The organism is Streptomyces sp. NPDC048650 (assembly GCF_043199095.1).
GTDB lineage: Bacteria > Actinomycetota > Actinomycetes > Streptomycetales > Streptomycetaceae > Streptomyces.
Genome location: NZ_JBICVM010000019.1, coordinates 57,690 through 76,493, shown reverse-complemented (window position 1 = coordinate 76,493; position 18,804 = coordinate 57,690). Strand labels below are relative to the sequence as shown.

Annotated in this window: 18 protein-coding genes; all 18 read left to right on the top strand. The window is 68.3% G+C overall.

Going from position 1 to position 18,804, the window contains the following annotated elements:
- Positions 1–74 precede the first annotated feature (74 nt).
- Positions 75–512: an ATP-binding protein gene (locus ACGFML_RS34400; RefSeq protein WP_393549589.1), complete on the top strand. Its 438-nt coding sequence runs from the start codon at positions 75–77 to the stop codon at positions 510–512.
- A 56-nt stretch (positions 513–568) separates the two neighbouring features.
- Positions 569–991 carry a hypothetical protein gene (locus tag ACGFML_RS34395; RefSeq protein ID WP_393549588.1) on the top strand — a complete coding sequence of 141 codons (423 nt, stop codon included), beginning with the start codon at positions 569–571 and terminating at the stop codon, positions 989–991.
- Positions 992–1,548: 557 nt separating this feature from the next.
- Positions 1,549–1,746 (top strand): DUF5999 family protein, encoded by a 198-nt coding sequence (locus tag ACGFML_RS34390; RefSeq protein ID WP_393549587.1) that lies wholly within the window; start codon positions 1,549–1,551, stop codon positions 1,744–1,746.
- Positions 1,746–2,210 carry a LuxR C-terminal-related transcriptional regulator gene (locus ACGFML_RS34385; RefSeq protein WP_393549586.1) on the top strand — a complete coding sequence of 155 codons (465 nt, stop codon included), beginning with the start codon at positions 1,746–1,748 and terminating at the stop codon, positions 2,208–2,210. Before ACGFML_RS34390 ends, ACGFML_RS34385 begins: the two co-directional genes overlap by 1 nt.
- A complete protein-coding gene (locus ACGFML_RS34380; protein WP_393549585.1) occupies positions 2,198–2,617 on the top strand; it encodes a DUF6415 family natural product biosynthesis protein in 420 nt (139 codons plus the stop codon). The genes ACGFML_RS34385 and ACGFML_RS34380 overlap by 13 nt, the downstream gene beginning before the upstream one ends.
- Complete coding sequence (locus ACGFML_RS34375) at positions 2,614–3,060, top strand: DUF6082 family protein (RefSeq protein WP_393549584.1); 447 nt, start codon at positions 2,614–2,616, stop codon at positions 3,058–3,060. The genes ACGFML_RS34380 and ACGFML_RS34375 overlap by 4 nt, the downstream gene beginning before the upstream one ends.
- A 516-nt stretch (positions 3,061–3,576) precedes the next feature.
- Positions 3,577–4,806, top strand: coding sequence for a methyltransferase, FxLD system (fxlM, locus tag ACGFML_RS34370; protein ID WP_393549583.1), 1,230 nt, complete (start codon positions 3,577–3,579; stop codon positions 4,804–4,806).
- A 55-nt stretch (positions 4,807–4,861) separates the two neighbouring features.
- Positions 4,862–5,068, top strand: coding sequence for an FxLD family lanthipeptide (locus ACGFML_RS34365; RefSeq protein WP_393549582.1), 207 nt, complete (start codon positions 4,862–4,864; stop codon positions 5,066–5,068).
- Between the two features lie 86 nt (positions 5,069–5,154).
- Positions 5,155–8,205 (top strand): lantibiotic dehydratase, encoded by a 3,051-nt coding sequence (locus tag ACGFML_RS34360; protein WP_393549581.1) that lies wholly within the window; start codon positions 5,155–5,157, stop codon positions 8,203–8,205.
- Positions 8,202–9,428: a lanthionine synthetase C family protein gene (locus ACGFML_RS34355; RefSeq protein ID WP_393549580.1), complete on the top strand. Its 1,227-nt coding sequence runs from the start codon at positions 8,202–8,204 to the stop codon at positions 9,426–9,428. Before ACGFML_RS34360 ends, ACGFML_RS34355 begins: the two co-directional genes overlap by 4 nt.
- Positions 9,410–10,411 carry a thiopeptide-type bacteriocin biosynthesis protein gene (locus tag ACGFML_RS34350; RefSeq protein WP_393549579.1) on the top strand — a complete coding sequence of 334 codons (1,002 nt, stop codon included), beginning with the start codon at positions 9,410–9,412 and terminating at the stop codon, positions 10,409–10,411. Before ACGFML_RS34355 ends, ACGFML_RS34350 begins: the two co-directional genes overlap by 19 nt.
- Positions 10,408–11,577, top strand: a complete 1,170-nt coding sequence (locus ACGFML_RS34345) for a hypothetical protein (protein ID WP_393549578.1) — start codon at positions 10,408–10,410, stop codon at positions 11,575–11,577. The genes ACGFML_RS34350 and ACGFML_RS34345 overlap by 4 nt, the downstream gene beginning before the upstream one ends.
- 385 nt (positions 11,578–11,962) lie before the next feature.
- Complete coding sequence (locus tag ACGFML_RS34340; RefSeq protein ID WP_393549577.1) at positions 11,963–12,751, top strand: hypothetical protein; 789 nt, start codon at positions 11,963–11,965, stop codon at positions 12,749–12,751.
- A 261-nt stretch (positions 12,752–13,012) separates the two neighbouring features.
- Positions 13,013–14,866 (top strand): ATP-binding cassette domain-containing protein, encoded by a 1,854-nt coding sequence (locus ACGFML_RS34335; RefSeq protein ID WP_393549655.1) that lies wholly within the window; start codon positions 13,013–13,015, stop codon positions 14,864–14,866.
- 49 nt (positions 14,867–14,915) lie between these two features.
- On the top strand, positions 14,916–15,251 hold the full coding sequence (locus ACGFML_RS34330) for a MazG-like family protein (RefSeq protein ID WP_393549576.1): 336 nt from the start codon (positions 14,916–14,918) through the stop codon (positions 15,249–15,251).
- A 177-nt stretch (positions 15,252–15,428) separates the two neighbouring features.
- A complete protein-coding gene (locus ACGFML_RS34325; protein ID WP_393549575.1) occupies positions 15,429–15,860 on the top strand; it encodes a hypothetical protein in 432 nt (143 codons plus the stop codon).
- A 162-nt stretch (positions 15,861–16,022) separates the two neighbouring features.
- Positions 16,023–16,253, top strand: coding sequence for a hypothetical protein (locus ACGFML_RS34320; protein ID WP_393549574.1), 231 nt, complete (start codon positions 16,023–16,025; stop codon positions 16,251–16,253).
- Between the two features lie 14 nt (positions 16,254–16,267).
- Complete coding sequence (locus tag ACGFML_RS34315) at positions 16,268–18,718, top strand: phage portal protein (protein ID WP_393549573.1); 2,451 nt, start codon at positions 16,268–16,270, stop codon at positions 18,716–18,718.
- Positions 18,719–18,804: the final 86 nt, after the last annotated feature.

The following is an 18,804-nucleotide window of genomic DNA, read 5'->3' as shown; positions in this document are numbered from 1 at the left end:
GTGAGTTGTGCCGGCCGACGTAATGGAGTCGTATGCCGCACGCTCCCCGGCACCGCCCACTTGGGAGGTTTCCGATGACCCCTGCCGCATCCGTCGCATCGGTCGCCCAGGCGAAGCCACTGTCGCAGACCGCGGGTGCCTTCGAGGTGTCGTTCACCCCGGACAAGACCCGCGTCGGCCACATGCGCACGATCACTGCCGCCTTCCTGCGGAAGTGGGACGTGGGCGGCTCGCTGGCCGAGTACATCGTGCTCGCCGTCTCCGAGTTGGTCACCAATGCCGTCCAGCACGGCTTTGGGGAGGTTGGGCTGCGGGTGCGCTTCGCCGCTCGCGAGTTGCGCATCGAGGTCAGCGACGGGAACTCCAAGCCCGCTGAACTGCGATGCGCCGACGATGACGACGAGTCCGGTCGCGGCATGTTTATCGTCGCCTTCTTCTCGACGGACTGGGGGGTCAGCGAGGACGGCACGACGACGTGGGCCGCGTTCCGCGTCCCCGCGGGGAGGTCGTGATGGTCGCCGTCGAGGTAGCCACCGCGCCGTCAAGGCGACAGGTCACCGAAAGGGACGTGGCGAAGCGCAGGCTCGCCCACCTCCTTTCCCGCTCCCTTGCAGACGAGGGGATCCCCGACGACCTGATCGCCACCCTTGAGGAAGCCCTCAGCGACCGTCCTGGCCCCGCCGCCCCTAGTCGGAAGTTCGACTGCCTCTTAGCCAGGATCGGCCTGCCGATCCCCCGCCGCCGGCCCCCGGAAGTCGCCCCGCTGGGCCTTGAGGATGCGGCACGGATCGCCGACCGGTTCCGCCGGGCCACCCACCAGCTCGTGCAGATCGCTCCGCACCGCGTGGCCCTGTACCCCACCGAGGAGCTGCGGCTGCTGCTCGCCCTGCGCAACGAACGCCCCGCTCCCGACGTGGCGCTGTCGTACCTGCGCCGATACGCCCTCGCGATCGTCGCCCTTCTCGATCTGATGGGAGACGACGAGGAATGACCACCCTGTTGGAGGCCATCACCGCCGCAGTGCAAGGCGATGAGCGTCAGATGGTGCGCGAGGATGCCCGCCAGGTGATCCTCGCAGCGCGCGAATGCCTGAATGGTGGCAACGCCGCGATCTACGCCAGCCTTCATGTACCGGCCGTGGAAGCGGTGATCGCCAATCTCCTGCCAGCTTGCACCGGACGCGCCCGACAATCCTCAGTGGCTCTGGCTGTGGTCGAACACGCATGTGCTCTCGTCGACGGCACCCATGTGAGCCAGAGCTACCCGGCAGGACGGCGGCTGCGCGTCCTCCTCCACTCTGCGCATCGCCTGCTGGTGATCAGCCAGGCCACGCCGCGTCGTCGCCTTCGGTGGAGACGACGACGCCTCGCCCCCTGCTGGCGCCGGTGGCCGGCCGGCCACTGCGAGGGACCAGACCGGCACCCCCACCCCTGGGTGCCCGGCGCTACCGGTCGGCCCGCCATTCCCTGCCCTGAAGCGGGTCGGCCGGTAGCGACAAACCTGCACACCCCGACGGCGTAACCACACCCCCGATTCCGGAGTTCTCCCATGTGCAAGCATCAGCCCCCGTGCCCGCCGCCCGACGCTTCCGATCGGGAGGCCGCGCACCCGGTGGCTCACCACCCGGAGCAGGGCTGGAGCCTGCTGTGCAACGGCGTCCTGCTCTTCGAAGACACCGGTGAACTCCTGCCTGACGGACAGGTCATCGACCCAGCGCAGCGTCGTGCGCAGGGGGCAGCGGCCTGATGCCCCCGACCGTAGCGAAGGTCATCCTTGCGCCCAGGGAGCGGCAAGTCCTGGAGGGCCTGGCCGACGGCAGCATGATCGCCGAGGTCGCGCTGAGCCTCCAGATCCGAGAGGGCACGGCTTCGGGCTATCTCAAGCTCGCCAAGCGGAAGCTGTACGGCGTGAGGGAGACGGCTGCCGCACTCGCCGTCGCCTACGCCACGAAGGCCATCGACCGGCCGAATCTGTTGGACCCCGGGTCGCTGTATCTGCCCCGTGAACAACGCGAGCTCGTGCCCCTCATCGCTCAGGAGATGACGGCCGCGCAGATGGCCACTGTTCTGAAGCGGGAGGTGGACATCGTCCGCCGGGACGGTCGCGAGTTGTTGGGGAACTTGCGCGCGCGGAACCGCGCTCACGCGATCACGCGGGCGTGGACCTACCAGTTCCTGACCGTGGAGCAGGTGATCGAATGGCTGCGCTGACGCCTACGGTCCCCGACAAGGTTGAGATCCGGGCTCTCGCCAAAACGGCGCTCGCCTGGAAGCTGGATACCTCGGGTCTTCCCACCGTCGAGGACGCGCTGAGCATCACGGAGAGGTTCACCGGTTACGGCCGGACCATCGCCAACGACCTGTGCATCCAGTGTCTCAGCCTCCCCGCCGACTCGGGCGCTGCTCGTAGTGCGCAGGTCACGCTCGGCGAAGCATCCCGGCGCCTCTACCTGGACCCGTTGGCCGGGACCGCCTCCCCGTGGGCGGCCGCGCACCGCGCACAGAATCTCGCCCGCCTCGTAACGAGTTTGCTCCGCGCTGCCGGAGCGGTCAGCGAGGAGCTGGTGCGCATCACGCGCCAGCAATCACAGGGCGCCACAATGAAGGGAACCCAATGAAGTTCAAGTACGTAGCCGTTGCCGCTCTGGCCGCCGTTGGCGCCGTCCAGATTGTGCAGAGGGAGCGGCACCAGCGGCAGCGGAACGAGGTAACTGTCGCCCATATCCAGCTCAACCGGCTCACCCACCTGACTGCGCACCCCGACCTTGCGGCCCTGTGGGCGCCCCCGGGCGTGGGCACCGAAGAGTACGTGAAGCTCCTGGACGCCAACCACCAGATCTGCGCGCTCTCGCTGAGGCACAAGTTGGGCATCACCCGCGGGAAGCAGTTGCGCTTCGTCGCCGAGAAGGTCATGGAGCGTGAGATCGGCCGGCGGTACTGGAAGCGGTTCGGCTCCTTCCGTGCGGAGGAGGCAGCGGGCGACAAGCCCTCCGAGGAGTTCACCGAAGCCATGCATGACGCGTACCTGGCCCACCCGGAGATCCAGCCTGCGGGCGTCTGACCTGTACTTCTGTGCCGCACGTCGCCACTGACTCACGGCACCGAGACTGGGGCCTCCTCCTGGTCATGAGGACCACCGTGCCCGTGCGCGGAGGGCCCGAGACCACCCCGCGGAGGAGGAGGCGGCGCCTGGGGCGCCCCGGCCACGCTCCGTGAGAGAGATGTGGCCGGCCCGCTCAACCGCCCGCCCGCCGACCTGGTACGTGACGGTCCCGGACGGCGGGCGGGTGCACCACCCGGCAGCCGAGTCTGGAACACGGCTCGGTGCCGGACGACGTGTGGGGAGGGGCCCCCTCCCATGGGCTCCTCCCCACGCATACCCGCCTCAACGAAAGGAGGAAGGACAGCAGTGACGATCTCCGGGGCCGCTTTTCAGTCGTACTCCGAAAGCCATTCCGCCCGGCGGCGCGTAGCCCCCGTCAAGGGCCAGCGACCTGGCTAGCGTCGCAGTCGACCACAGGCCAACGCGCCGATATACCCGTGCAGTTGTGCGAGATACCGCGAAGGAACCCCCTCTATGACCGATGTGACCGTGGACCCCGACGAGAACCGCGCGACCGAGCTGCGCAACAAGGTCGTCGACAAGCTCAAGGAGGACGGCACCATCGTGTCGCCCAGCGTCGAGGCCGCCATGCGCAAGGTGCCCCGGCACCTGGCCGTACCGGAAGCGTCACTCGACGACGCCTACAGCACCTACAACCCTGTGGTCACACAGGAGGACGAACACGGCAATCACACCAGCTCGGTGTCCGCCCCACAGATCCAGGCGATGCAGCTGGAGCAGGCCGACATCCGCCCCGGCGACAGCGTGCTGGAGATCGGCACCAACGGGCCGAACGCTGCATACATTGCCGAACTGGCAGGTCCCACTGGGCAGGTCACCACCGTTGACATCGACCCGGTGCCCGCCGCCCGCGCTCAGCAGTTCCTGGATGCGACCGACCACACCAATGTGCGGGTCGTCGTTGCCGACGCCGAGAACGGCGTTCCCGACCACGCCCCCTACGACGCGATCATCGTGACCGTCGGGGCGTGGGATCTCCCGCCCGCCTGGACCGAGCAGCTTAGGGACGGCGGCCGGCTCGTCGTGCCGCTCCGCATCAACGGCCTGACCCGCACCTATGGATTCGTGCGGCAGGGCGACCATCTGGTTGCCACCAGCGCCCACGTGTGCGGGTTCGTCTCGGTACAGGGCGCAGGCTCGCACAGGCAGCAGGTGATGCAGCTGCCCGGAGACAAGGGGGTCACGCTGCACTTCGATGAAGGGGCCCCCGCCAACCCATCGCTACTTGACGGCGTTCTGGACACGCCCCGCGCCGAGACGTGGACAGGCGTGACCGTTGGCACCGGCGAGCCCATCGGCACCCTCCAGATGTATCTGGCGACACACGTGCCGACCTATTGCAGCATGACCATCGACCCCGAGCTGACTACCGGAGCTATCGGTCCCACGGGCCTCGGATTCTCGATGGTCGCTGTCGACGGTCCGAACTTCGGATACATCGTGGTTCGCCGCGACCCCGACAAGAACAACGCAGAGTTCGGGTTCCACGCCTACGGGCCTGACGGCTCCGGCTTCGCCGAGCGGCTGGCCGACATCGTCCGCACCTGGGGCAAAGCACACCGCGACGCTCCCGGCCCCCGCATCGCCGTCTACCCGGCTGCCACGCCCGATGACCGGATCCCCGGCGACCGGATCATCGACAAGAAGCACAGCCGGATCTCAGTCTCCTGGCCGGTCGCGTAACGCGACGCCGGGCCAGGTCTCCTGCACCATCCCATCGGACAGAAAGAGTGATCACATGACCACTGCCGTACTCGACCGTGCCACCACGCTGAACGTGCTGCCGGGCGGCGACCGCGCCGACGACGAGTTCCAGCTGGATGTCCACGTCGTCATCTCCGAGAGCCCCATCACCAATCTGAGCTGCCCCACCAGTGACGGCTGCGGTGACACCTGCGCCAACGGCGCCAGCTCCTGCGTCTCCACGATCGAGGACGCCGCCTAACCGCTCCTCCCCATCACGTCTCCGGGGTGGCAACCGATCGGTTGCCACCCCGGCAACACCTCGCGCCCCATCAAGAAGGGGAACCAGTGGCACACAGATCACCCATCACCTACCAGTGGCAGCGGGGAGCACTGCTGCGCGCCTCCACCGCTCCCCGGCAGATACCTGTGCCGGATCTCGATCTGCACAGCGCAGACATCCCCGCCAAGGGACGCGCGTGGCTGGCCGAGGTGTGGCACGACCCGCTGCCGAACGCCTTGGCCGCCGCCAGCCCCGTCCTGTGCCAGCGAGTAACCGACATCCTCAACGGCACCCTCACCGACAGCCGTCGCATCCGCCGCGCCATCCGGTCCGTGGCCGCGTACCTGCTCCGCTGGAATCACCGACCGACGCCCTTCGGCGTGTTCGCCGGGGTCACCCCCGTGCACGTGGCCACCTCAGCCCGAGTTGACTGGGCAGGCGAATACGGGACAGTTCTCCGTCCCGATGCCAACTGGCTGACGGACGTCATCACCCAGCTGGAGAGCAGCCCCACCCTCCTTGCCCGGCTCACAGTCGTCGCCAACAACACCGGCCGGTCACGCGGTGACCGGCACGTGGTGGACGGAATGCCGACCGACGGGCACACCAAGAACTACGCACCGGTCGAGCTGTCCATCCGCCGTACCCGGCCTGTCGCCGCTGCGCTCGGCGCAGCTCACACTGCGATCACATACACCGCGCTGTTGCGCCATCTCGCCGAGCAATTCCCCACCGCGCGCCCGGCTCAGCTCACCGGACTGATCTCCGACCTGCTGGCCAAGCACATCCTGATCAGCAGCCTGTGGCCCCCCATGACGTCGATCGACGTGCTCGCACATGTGTGCAGTCAGCTGGAGAAAGCCGACGCGGCCAGCATCCCTGACGTCACCGACCTCGCCGCCCAGGTCGCAACCATCCACGAGCGAATCGACCGCCCCGACAACTCAGCACCGTGGGAACCCGGCTCCGGCCTCGTGAAGAACATGCAGCGCATCAGCCGCGTCGCAGCGGTCCCGGTGCTGGTCGACACCGTGCTGGCCTGCGACCCTCATATTCCCGAGGCTCTGCTTACCGAGGCCGCCGAAGCCGCCGGGATCATGCACCAGCTGTCGCCCCACCCCTACGGATATCCCCGCTGGCGTGAATACCACCATCGGTTCCTTGAGCGGTACGGCAGCGGCGCCGTTGTCCCCGTCCTGGACCTGACCGCCGACAGCGGACTCGGCTTACCTGCCGGCTACCTAGGTTCCGAACGCACCCGGCCGCCGTACCAGTTGACTGACCGGGATGAGAAGGTCCTGCGTCTCCTCCAGGAGGTGAAGCTCGACGCCGGCCGAGAGCTGGTCCTCAGCCGGGCAACGATCGCCGACCTGACCGCCGACCACTCCGAACCGCTCTTGCCTGTACCGCGGGCAGAGTTAGCCGTTGAGATCCATGCCCCCACACCAGCAGCCGTTCAGCGCGGTGACTACCGGCTGCTGGTCACCGGAGCGCCCCGGCCGGGCAGCAGCATGTTCGGCCGGTTCGCCCACCTCCTGCCGCCCTCAGCACAATCCACACTCTCCGACAGCTACGCGACCGCCAGCCCCGGCGCGATCCCGGCGCAGCTGTCGTTCAGCCCACGCCGCCGTCGCAACGAGAACGTCGCCCGTGTCACTCAGCTGCTGCCTCACACGATCCCCGTCGGCGAGTACCACGAACCCGGCCCCGGCGTGATCCCCCTCGCCGACCTGGCAGTCACCGCCGATGCGCGCCGCTTCTACCTGGTGCGCCTCTCGACCGGGCAGCACATCGAGCCCCGCGTCCCTCACGCACTGGAAGCGTCCATCCACACGCCACCGCTCGCCCGGTTCTTGGCAGAGATCAACACCGCCCGCAGCGCCGCGTACAAGACGTTCGCCTTCGGTGCCGCCGCGACGCTGCCGTACCTGCCGCGGGTCCGGTACAAACGAACCGTCCTCGCACCCGCCCGCTGGCTGCTGTCCTCCGAAGAACTTCCCGCACGCTCCGCACCCATGGCCGACTGGGCGAAGGCCCTGGACCGGTGGCGCGCAAGGCTCCATGTCCCTGCCCGCGTCGCCCTGGTCGAAAGCGACCAGCAGCTACCCGTCGACCTTGACCAGCAGATTCCCCGCGCACTGCTGCGCGCCTGCCTGGACCGCACCCACCTTGTCGAATTGCGGGAAACCCCCACGCCGCAAGACCGGGCGTGGATCGGCCGATCCCACCAGCTCCTCATCCCCCTGGCGAACTCCGCTCCCGCCGGCGTCCTCCCGTCTCTTCCCGAGCGCATCACCATCAGCCCGCTGATGCCGGGCCGGTCCACCGTCCTGCACGCCCGCCTGTACGCCCACCCCCAGCGGTACGCCGAGATCATCACCGGCCACCTACCCGGACTGCTCGGCCAGTTCGAGAACGCACCGCGCTGCTGGTTCCTGCGTCACCGCGACACCAACAGCCCGGACTCCGACCAGTACCTGGCGCTGCACCTGGAACTGGCCGCCTCGGACGACTACGGCCCCGCCGCCGCGCGGCTCCACGACTGGGCTGCCGCCCTGCATCACCAGCGTCTGGCCGCCCGCCTGGAGCTGACCACCTACCTGCCACAGACCGGCCGCTACGGACACGGCGCCGCGCTCGACGCCGCACACGACGTCTTCGCCGCGGACTCTGCCGCATGCGCCGCACAGCTACGCGCCGCCCCCGACGGCCCGACCTCCCAGGCCCTGACCGCCGCCAGCATGTACGACCTTGCCGTTCAGTTCATCGGCGACCCGAGCCAAGCCGACGCATGGCTTACGCGCACCCTGACCCACGAACACGGCCTCTTCGACCGGGACTTGACCCGCCAGGCCATCGCCCTGTCCGCTCCCGACCGTACGCACCTGCTGTCTCTGCCCGCAGGCCGGGACATTGCCGACGCCTGGCAAGACCGCGCCGCCGCCCTGCACACCTACCGCAGCGAACTGGCTTCCCAACGGGACCCGCATACCGTTCTGCGATCCCTGCTCAACCAGCACTGCACCCGGGCGCTGCCTATCGACTCCGACCATGAACGTTCCACCGGCCGGCTCGCGAGAACCTGCGCCTTGCGCCACGCGGAGGGACGCCAGTGACAACCACAACCGACCCGGCCACGATCGTCGACGCCTTCGCCCGATCCCTGGCCGCACCCCACCAGCCGCCCCAAGACCAGCCCTGGCAAACACAGTCCCTGGCCGCGGGCGCCGCTGGTGCCGCTCTACTCCACATCGAACGCGCCCGCACCGGACGCGGCACCTGGCGCCAAGCCCACACCTGGATCACGGCCGCCGTCTCAACAGACGTCAGCGCGGCTGAGACCACCGGCCTGTACCTGGGCGTCCCAGCCATCGGCTTCATGCTCTTGTGCGCCGTCACCGACGAGTCCACCCGCTATCACCAGGTGCTCAACGCCATGGACAGGCACATCGCCGATCTCGCCCACCGCCGGGCTGAGGCCGCCGATACCCGCCTACGCAGCGGACGTCACTCCACCTTCCACGAGTACGACGTCTTCTATGGGCTGACCGGCATCGGTTCCTACCTGCTGCGCAGCGCTCCGAGGGGCACCGCCATGGAACGCGTTCTCACCTACCTCGTTGCGCTGACCCGTCCCGTCCGCGATGACCACCACGGCGAACTGCCCGGCTGGTGGGTCGGCCACGCCCCCGACCTCACCGCCTCCGGTGACTTCCCCGGGGGGCATGCCAACCTGGGGGCAGCGCATGGCATCACCGGTCCGCTGATGCTGCTGTCCCTCGCTCACCGCCAGGGCGTGACCGTGGACGGTCAGGCCGAGGCAATCGCCACCATCGTCGACTGGATGGACGAGTGGCGGCAGGAGGGTCCCGCCGGACCCTGGTGGCCGGAACACCTCACCACCGCAGAACTGCGCACTGGCCGCACCATGCGGACGGGGCCTGCCCGTCCAAGCTGGTGCTACGGAACACCCGGCATCGCCCGCGCTGGGCAGCTCGCCTCGATCGCCCTCGGCAACGCCCGGCTGCAGCATCAGTTCGAGCACGACATGGCCCGCTGCCTGACCGACCCGGCGCAACTGAACCGGCTCGCCGATGGAGGGCTGTGCCACGGCTGGGCAGGCGCCTATCAGACTGCCTGGCGCGCGGCCCACGACGCCGCCACCCCGGCATTGAATACCGCTCTGCCCGGCCTCACAGCCGCCCTGACACAGCACGCCCACCCCGGCCCCGATCCTGGCCTCCTTCAAGGCAACGCGGGCATCGCACTCGCCCTGACCACCGCAGCCCACGACTCTGCGCCGACCTCGGGATGGGACGCATGTCTCCTAATCGACTGAACCAGCCCGCCCACCTGGAAACGACCCTGCACGCAGTGATGGAGGTCCTAGCCGGCGCCAGCACGGACGGTGCCGCAGTCCACGCCGGACTCGAACCCTCCGACCTGGACGCCGCCGTCGCCGTTTACCAGGAAGCGGGACAGCATGCACTAGCTCAGCAGGCGGGGCCCCCGGAGTGGCGTCAGCTGTACGTCCAGTTCACTGACTGGGACAACGCCGAGCAGACCGCGGCCGGCCACATCGCCCCCATCCTGGACCTTGCCCAACAGGACAGGCTGATCACGGGCTGGTGGTTCATCCGCAAACACCCGTGCTGGCGGCTGCGGCTGCTCCCAGCGCCCGGGGCACAGCTTCCCTCGACGTTGGCCGACACGTTGGACGAACTCACTGCCGACGGACGAGTCCACCGCTGGTGGCCGGGCATCTACGAACCCGAAGCCGCGGCGTTCGGCGGTGACACCAGCATGGCCATCGCCCACGCCCTGTTCCACGCCGACAGCCGGGCTATCCTCGCCACGCCCCAAGGGGGCCTGGGCCGCCGGGAACTGTCGCTGCTGCTGTGCGCCACTCTGATGCGTGCCGCAGGACTGGAGTGGTACGAGCAGGGCGACGTCTGGCACCGCGTCGCCAAGGAACGGCCCCTCCCCCCGGACGTACCGGCCGCCAAAGTCCATGCCATGGCCGGGAGCCTGCGGCAGCTGCTCCTCGCCGACACCAGCGCCACCGGCACGATGCTCCAGTCGGACCGCACGCTCAAGCCCGCCACCGACTGGGTCCGCGCGTTCCGGCACGCGGGAAGAGACCTCGGCACAGCCGCCCGGGACGGAACCCTCGACCGCGGCCTGCGTGAGGTCATCTCCTACCACGTGATCTTCCACTGGAACCGGATAGGTCTGCGCTCCCGCACCCAGAGCGTTCTCGCTCACGCGGCCCGCACCGCGATCCTGCACCCCGTTGACTCCACGGAAAGGCCGATGCCGTGACCGCGCCGCCCCCGCAGGCAAGGACCCACCGGTTCGGCAGGCTGTTCCCTCTGGTCAGCCGGTCCCACCTCGTCTACCCCAGCTTCGCTGCCCGGGTCGAAGAGGTACACAGCTGCGCGGAGAAGTCGACACAGGACAGGCCACTCCTCGACCGGATCAACCTCGCGTGCGCTGCCTGGAACCTGTCCTCACTCATCGCCTCCGACTGCGGACTGACGGACCTCGCAACAGACCTGTGCCTGCGTCAGTTCCGCCTCTTCCAGCCGGCATGGCCCGTCACCGGGGATACCGCCATCGCCTGCCTCCAGCCAATTGTCAACCTGGTACGGCTGACCACCCGAGCGGGAGACCCGCGAGCCGCCTACCAGCAGCTGATGAACGTGCACCGCGCCGTGCACGACGGCGGCCCCGTGACCGTCCACGGCCACCCCATCAACTTCACGGGCTTCGCCACCGACGCGACCCTGGACCACATCCGGCCCTGGCTACGCACCGTCCTACTCGAAGACGGCACCCGGCTCCTCGTCTCCACCGGCCAATGGCCACAAGCGGCAGAGCACGCAACCGTCTACGACCAGGCCCCCGAGCGCCTGCACGACAGCAGGCAAGCGCACGTCATGGCAAGCCTGCACACGACCGCCCCGGACACAGCTCACTCCTTGATCGACAAGGCAACGATCACCGAACCGTGGGAACGAGCCGTCGCACAGATCCTCCACCAATACGCCAAACACCTCGCGGGCCGCGCCACGGCAGACGGGTTCACGGCTGTGGCGCGCGCCGTGCGGGATGCCCTGGAGCCGGCCCCGCCGCACCTACGCATGTTCCGGGTGAGGCTGGTCCTGGCGGCCATCGCTCTGACTCCCGAAGGCTGCGAAGCCCAGGCACAGCCCCTGCACGACGCGATCGTCAACGACACCAGGCAGGCGGGCGATGCGTACTCTGCGCGCCAGATCCTGCGTCAATCCGTCCTATCTGCCAGCGAGCGGTCACACCGTGAGCTGGAAGCGATCGTCCGCGAAGGCGAGCTCGATCAGGGAATCCTGCCGGAGCCGGTGTTGTCCACGATGACGCAGGCCGTCAGCACAGCAGGAGCGAGCCTCGTGCACTGCCTCGCCGAGGAAGGGACGACGACGCCGCATTCGTGGCGGCCGGGCATCAGCTGAGGCAACGGGTCCCGCCGGTCAGCTGGTGCGCATGGGCTGTGCACGGGCGCCGTGCACAGCGTTCGTGAGTGCACGACTACGGGCCCATCTCGGACTGCAGGCCCTCGCAACCGGCAAGACGGCCTACATCGAGGGTGGAGTGCTGCGCCCCTCCGCACCCCCAGAACTCATCCAGAAATAGAACGGACGAATCCATCGCCGCCCAGAGCTGGGGCCTCCTCCTTCTCAGGCGGACCACTCTCCCCGCGCCCCGGTCGCGCGCTCTGGGCGGAAGCCAACAACCGCCCCGTTCAATCACCTGCCCGCCGTCCGGTGAATGGAGTTCCCAGACAGCGGCCGGGTGCGTCACTCCTCACCCCACCTGTATCCATCGCTGAGGAAACACATGACCAGCGCAGAAGGCGTTCGCCCCGTATATGACCGGGCACGGCCCAATCGCACGGCCCCCGTGGTCGTCCAACACGACCTGGACCAGCTTAAAGTCGGCGCCAACCCGATCGTGGTCGGGCGGCAGTACGGCCTCTCCATCGTCGGCCGCGACATCGCGCCGGGCGACGGCTGGTGCAGGGCTCTGTACGCACCCGAGTGCTCCTGGCCACAGGGCGCCGACATCTGCGTACTGGTCGAGTGGTTCCCCGACCGCGAGGTGGGATCGGACTGGGCGATGCGCCTCGATGCCGTATCGGCAGCGCTGCACTCGCTGGGGTACATCGTCGAGCGAGCAGGCCGGCCCGCCGACCCGACGAAGGACGAGCAAGCCAACCTGCTCGTGTACCGCATGGCGCTGGGGAAGACGCCGCCCGAGCGCCCTCAAGACGCGTGGGCCTACGTCCCGCCCCCGCGTACCTACCACTGGTCGGAAACCTCGCCTCTGGATCAGCTTACGAAGGACCTGGGCATGAAACGGCGGGACACTGGCCGCCTCCAGGATGGCTCACGCCTCGTGTTGTGGGAGATCGAAAGCGCCCTGTGGCCGCCGCTGGCCTCCTACTGCGCCAGGCTTGAATGGCGGCCGACCGCAGGGGCAACCAGCCGGGAGATCCACGACGGACGCCGCCGGCTCGTCGCCCTGGCCCAGGCTGCCGGCTATCAAACACGGCTGCCGGAGCGGGAAGTTCCCCACCCTGTGGAAAAGGTGGACATCCTCGTCTACTGCAGCGCCGCGACCCGGTGAACGCCAGACCAATCCTCATCCGTCACACCGGTCTCAACCTCGGTGATTCGGCCATCCCGAGTCATGTTGCGGGCCCACCCCCGCTGCGCTCGTGCGTTCGGCGCCCAGCAGTTCCCGGGGCCACGGACGTCTGGAATCGAGCGCGTTCGATTCCCGCGGTACGTCGTTATGCCGTGCACTGCCGAGCCACCCAGGTATGGCACCAACCCCCAAGGAGGATGCAGAGTGCCTGCTACTGACGCCTCAAATACCAACGCGGAGATGCCGCCCCCTCCACCCCCGGCTCACCTCAGCTTCGAGGGGGAGCACGCCAAGAACCCGCTGGCAGAGGCCAGTTTCGCGAAAATGTGCGCACGGCTCCCCTCAGTGCTGCGGCACACCGTACGCAAGGCATGGGCTGTCGACCGAGCCGCCGTAATGCTCCTGCTCGCCTGCCAAGGTCTCACCGGAGCATCGGCCGCCCTGCTCCTCGCGTTCACCGCGAAGGCCATGACCCACATCCTCGGAACGGGGCAGGTCTCCGAACATCTGCACGCCGCGCTGCCCGCGCTCATCGTCGTCACGGCGGCCGCAGGGGTGGGCCGCATCAGCAGCGCCCTGTCCTCCTACGCCGATGGGAGGATCACTCCTCTCCTGATGACAGAAGCGGACGTCGCCCTCGTCTCTGCGGTGTGCCGCGTCGAAGCCGCGACCTACGGGGAAGACGGATTCGCCGACCGCCAGGAGGCCGCCGAAGTGGGTGTCACTCGCACCCGGATGCTGGTTCAGGACGCCCAGCGGTTCATGGCCGCCCTGGTCCGCATGATCGCCGCGGGTGGTGTCATCACGGCGCTGCATCCGCTGATGTTGCCCCTTCTGCTGCTCGCCGTGATCCCGGCCGGCCTGGGCGCCGTACTCTCGGCGCGCGTCGACTACGAGACCCACTACGCCAACGTCGGTGACCGCAACGTGCGCGGCACGATGCGCTGGTGGGCCACCTACTCCCGCTACGGCGATGAGGTCCGCGCCAACGGCATGACCGGCTACCTCATCTACTGGTACCGCGCCCTGTCCGAGCGCATCGACGAGCGCACCCTGACCGCCGCTCCCCGCATGCTTCGCATCGTCCTGTCCACCAGCGCGCTCGGCGGAGTCTTCCTCCTGGGCACCTGGGCCACCCTCGCGTGGCTGGCCATGACCGGCCGCGTTGCCCCACCGATCGCTGCCACCGCGGTGGTCGCCGTCCAGACCACCCTGGCAGCACTGTCGCAGTTCGTCATCTACGGTGCCGCCCTGTTCCACACCTCGCTGTACCTCGCCGACATGCAGTCCTTCCTCAACACGGCGGCCGAACGCGCTCCCCAGCGCGGCGAGCTGACCATTGCCGAGCAGGTGGAGGAAATCCGCCTGGACGACGTCGTGTACCAGTACCCCGGCAAGGAGGAACCCGCCGTCGACGGGGTCTCACTCACCCTGCGCCGTGGCGAGATCCTGGCAATCGTGGGTGAGAACGGGTCGGGTAAGTCCACGCTCGCGAAACTGATCACCGGAATCCTGCTCGCCGACAAGGGCCATGTCCGTTGGGACGGCACCGACTTGGCCAACGCAGATCCCGACGCCGTATGGTCACGCACCGCCCTCGTGCCGCAAAACTTCGCCTGTTGGCCTCTGCGTGCCCGCGAGAACGTCACCCTCGGGCAGCCCAAGACCTTCGACGACGACTTGGTGTGGGAAGCGATCGACTCGGTCGGGATGCGAGAAGCAGTCGAGAAACTGCCCAAGCAACTCGACACCCTGCTCGCCCGTGAACTCTTCGGCGGCGCCGAGCTGTCCGGAGGGCAGTGGCAGCGATTCGTGTGCGCCAGGGCCCTGTACCGCAAAACCCCTCTGCTGATCTTGGATGAGCCGACCTCCCAGATGGACCCGCGTGGGGAACACCAGATTTTCCTGGAGATCAAGCGGATCGCCGCAGAGCGCATGACGATCGTGGTGACGCATCAGCTCGAAAACACCCGTCTCGCCGACCGAATTCTCGTCATGCACGAGGGGCGCGTTATCGAGCAGGGCAGGTACGACGAGCTTGCCCATGGCGGCGGTTTGTTCGCCGAACTCGTTGCCCTCGCCAAGGACCGATGAGCGTCGGCCCTCCAAGTCCCCAGGCGACAACGACAGAATCGAGACACACATGACCGATACCTGGCAGGCGATTGCCCGCCTTGCGGGCCGCCTGGAAGACCACTCCACGCTTCCTCGCGAACAGCGAATTCTGCTGCAACTGCTGAAGATCCAGGAGGAAGCTGGCGAGGTTGCCGAGGCGGTAATCGGGGCCATGGGGCAGAACCCTCGCAAGGGGCACTCGCACACCTGGGAAGACGTCGAGGCCGAGGTCTGCGATGTCATCATCACCGGCATGGTCGCGTTGACCCGCATGAACCCCGATGCCGCGGCGGTCTTCGAGCGTCACATGGAGGGTGTCATCGCGCGGGATATGAGCAAAGCGGAGGGGGCCACCGCCCACTGAAGGGCAGCGATCCTGATTGGGGGTGGTTGTAACAGATCGCCGCCCCGCGACGTTCCGCGCTGCGAAAGGGGTTGGCCTTTGTGTCAACCCCACCAGCGACACAGCGCGGAGGAATGGGTGACAACGGCTACAGCTCCCCTCTCACCGGCAGCGGGGCGGGCCTTTGGGCAGGAGTCCTTGTTCCTGGCGGCGCCAGCCCCGGCGCCTCCGGCGAAGAAGGCGGAGGCAAAGACAGCACCCCCTACCCTTCCGGCTGAGCCCGTCGAACCCCAAGACCTCTCGCACGCCTGGATCGTCGCCGCCGAGATCCAGGTAGAGCCGCGCACCGCGTCCATCGCGGACTTCCGCGGCTCCTTCAAGACGATCGCCGGGCAACGCGTCGACGCCCTGGAGGTCTACTGCAAGGGCTGTCGACGCCCGTACGACGAGGTGAAGGGCGAGGACTGCGCGGAGAAAGTCGACAACAGGCACCTGATCGGCGGGGACCAGTCGATACGCAAAAAGCGCAAGATGCCGCCGCCGCCGAAGGGTGCCAAGATCATCCCAGGCGAGAAGGTGCAGCGGCGCGGCATCGGCGCCTACATGGCCGGGGTCAGCCGCCCTCGCTGACCTCCATGCGCGAGCACGCGACACTAACCGCGCACTGCACCCATCGTGCGCGCCGTGAGTACACCGCCTGAGACACCCTCGCCACGAAGCCTCGCCCGCGAAGCCGCCGGTCTTCTCCTCGTCGCCGCCGGCGTGCTCGTCGGTCTCGTTGCACTGGGAGCCATGCACCCAGTGCTGAGCACCACCGTGGCCGCAGCGGGCACCCTCGCGGTCTTCCTCTTCTGGGCTCCGCCGAGGACCAGGGTCTCCCGTGCATGCGCCTGCACCATCATCGCCATCGCGGCCGCGGCCGCCGTCGGCTGCGCCTTCGCGTACTTTCCGCCTCTGGGATGGGTTGAGGTCGGGGCGGGCATCAGTGCGACGGGCATGTGGCTGGCCAGTGAGGGCGCCTGATGCTCCGCCAATTCATGCCCGGTATCCGCCGCCTCCTAGTCCCCCGCACAGCGGTGGAAGCTGTGGAAGAGAAGTCCACCGGGGCGATCGGCAACAACTACGTCTCCATGACATACGCGGGCACGACTACCGTCTGGGCCACCGAGAACCGCGCCGCGGGCTGGGACCTCGATCGCGTTATCCAAGAGGGGTACGAGCGCTCGATTTGGACGTTCAAGTCCGTCGAAGCCATCTCCAAGCACCCCAGTGCGCTCACCGTCGAGATTGGGCGCGGCGGTGACGAGCGCCAGTTCGCGGAAACCCTCGCCGATCACCCGCTTCTCCATGTCCTGAACGTCCAGGCCAATCCGTTGGAACGGGCCACCGTCTTCAAGAAGCGGCTCTCTGCGCAGCTCCTCTTGTCGAAGAAGGGTGCATTCGTTGAGATCACCCGCTCTCGCGCGGGGACGATCACCCGCCTCGACCTGCTCCCAGCCAACCGCGTCGAGCCAGTACCGGACCCGCACGGCGACTACCTATCCCACTTTGAATTCACGACGTACGACGGTCGAGTACGGGAACTGGAGCCCAACCGCGTTGTGTGGTTGAGAGACCCGCACCCGACCGACCCGTTCTGTGGCGTTACGCCTTTGGAGGCCGCGGGCCTGTCCGTCGACCTGGACGTGAAGGCCCGGACCTACAACATCAGCTTCATCGACAATGACGCGCGACCGTCGGGGATCGTCGGCATCGACGTCGACGGGCTCGACCAGCGCGAGATCGACCGTATTCAGCAGAGGCTCGCCCCCGGCGCACACCAGGCAGGCGAAACCGTCGTCGTTGGCAGCGGGCCCGGCGGTCTGAACTACGTCGACACCAGCACGCGGCCGCGCGACATGAACTACGAGACGCTGTCGAAGACCGCCAAAGACGAGATCCTGAGCGCGTTCGGCGTTCCGGAGAGCATCGTCGGCAACGCGAGTGAGCGGACGTACGCCAACGCCGACCGGGAAGAGTGGAACTTCTGGCAGCACACCGAGCTGCCCCACCTCTCGCTGCTGGCCTCCGCCTTCGACCTCGACATGGACGACGGCTGGTCGCTGCGCTTCAACACGTCCACCGTGGAGGCACTTGAGTTCCCTCGCCGGCAGCGTCGCGAGGAGGCCCGAGCGGAGTGGAACGCCGGGCTGATCACGGCGGATGAGTACCGGGAGATCGCTGGGCGCCGTCCCTTCAACGTGCCCCACACGCGTGCTCTGTGGATCAGCCCGCAGAAGGCGCCGGTCCCCGCCAACGAGCAGGACGCAGCGGCGCTCGGCGTCGCGCAGGACCCAGCGGTCGGCATGCCCGGCCTGCCTGGTGCGGGCGGACCGCCGCCAGCCATCGCACCCTCCGGATCCGCAGGCGGCTCGGCCGTCGACGCGGTCGCCGAGGCTCGCGGGCAGGACCCGCAGGGAACCGCGGCCGCCGACGTTGCGGCAGCACACGGAGCCACGAACGGAACGCCCGGGGACTCGGCTGCAAGCGCCGTCGAGCAGGCCCGCGACAACGTCCCACTCACCCTGCCCGGTGATGCAGCAGGCGACGTCCACGCCGCCCGATCCATCGTCGAGCAGTCGGGCACCGGCGACGCCGCCGACGACGTCAACGCCGCACGGGCCAGCATCGAACGTAAGGAGCTGCCCCACGGCGATGAACCCGGATACGAGGTCATCGAAACCGACTTCGACACCGCGGCTGCCTCGGTCTCGGCCGCACTCACCGCACTCCTCGCGCGCCAGGAAGGCGTCATCACCGCCCGCCTGCACGCCCCCAAGGTCCGCAAGCACACCCGCTACTGGCAGCCGAACGGCGACACAGACCTACGCCGCGGCGATGACCCGATCGACGGCGCCCGTGTCGTCGGCGCGGCGCGGTGGGAGGAGGAGACCACCAGCACCCTCGTTCCGATCCTCCAGCAGACCGCAGCCGCCATCGCCGCGGCCCTAAGCAAGGACCTCACGGGTGCGGGCACCGTGCCGCCGGGCGCAGCCGCCGCAGCGTTGACCAGCGCGGCCATGGCGGGACGTGCAGTCAGCTCGCTGCTGGCCGACCTCGTCGAAGTCCTCGACACGGCGCAGCGCGAGCCTGGAACCCTCGGCGACCTCACAGGCACGCTCACCGCGTTCTACCGCGCGCGCACCGCGAAGTTCATTGCCCTGCTCGCCGAGTCCTGTTCCATCTCGACGGTCAACGGTGCCGCCGACGCCGCCGCCGAAAACGTAGGGCCCGCCGTACTGCGTACCTGGGTGTCCCGCAGCGACCCCCGCGTACGACCCGCACACCAGCAGCTCAATGGCACGACCCTGCCCGCCGGCACCTCGTTCGCGGTCAACGGCTCGCCTTTGCGCTACCCCGGTGACCCGTTCGCGCCCGCTGACCTCACCGTCAACTGCCGGTGCCGACTGCGCTACCGCACCGACCCCACCCCCGAGGAGACCTCCTGATGTGGCCCGCCATCTGGACCGCTTGGACCTGCCTGTTCGCCGTTGCTGAGACAGCCGCCCTCGTCAACAAGCGGGAAGGCGACACT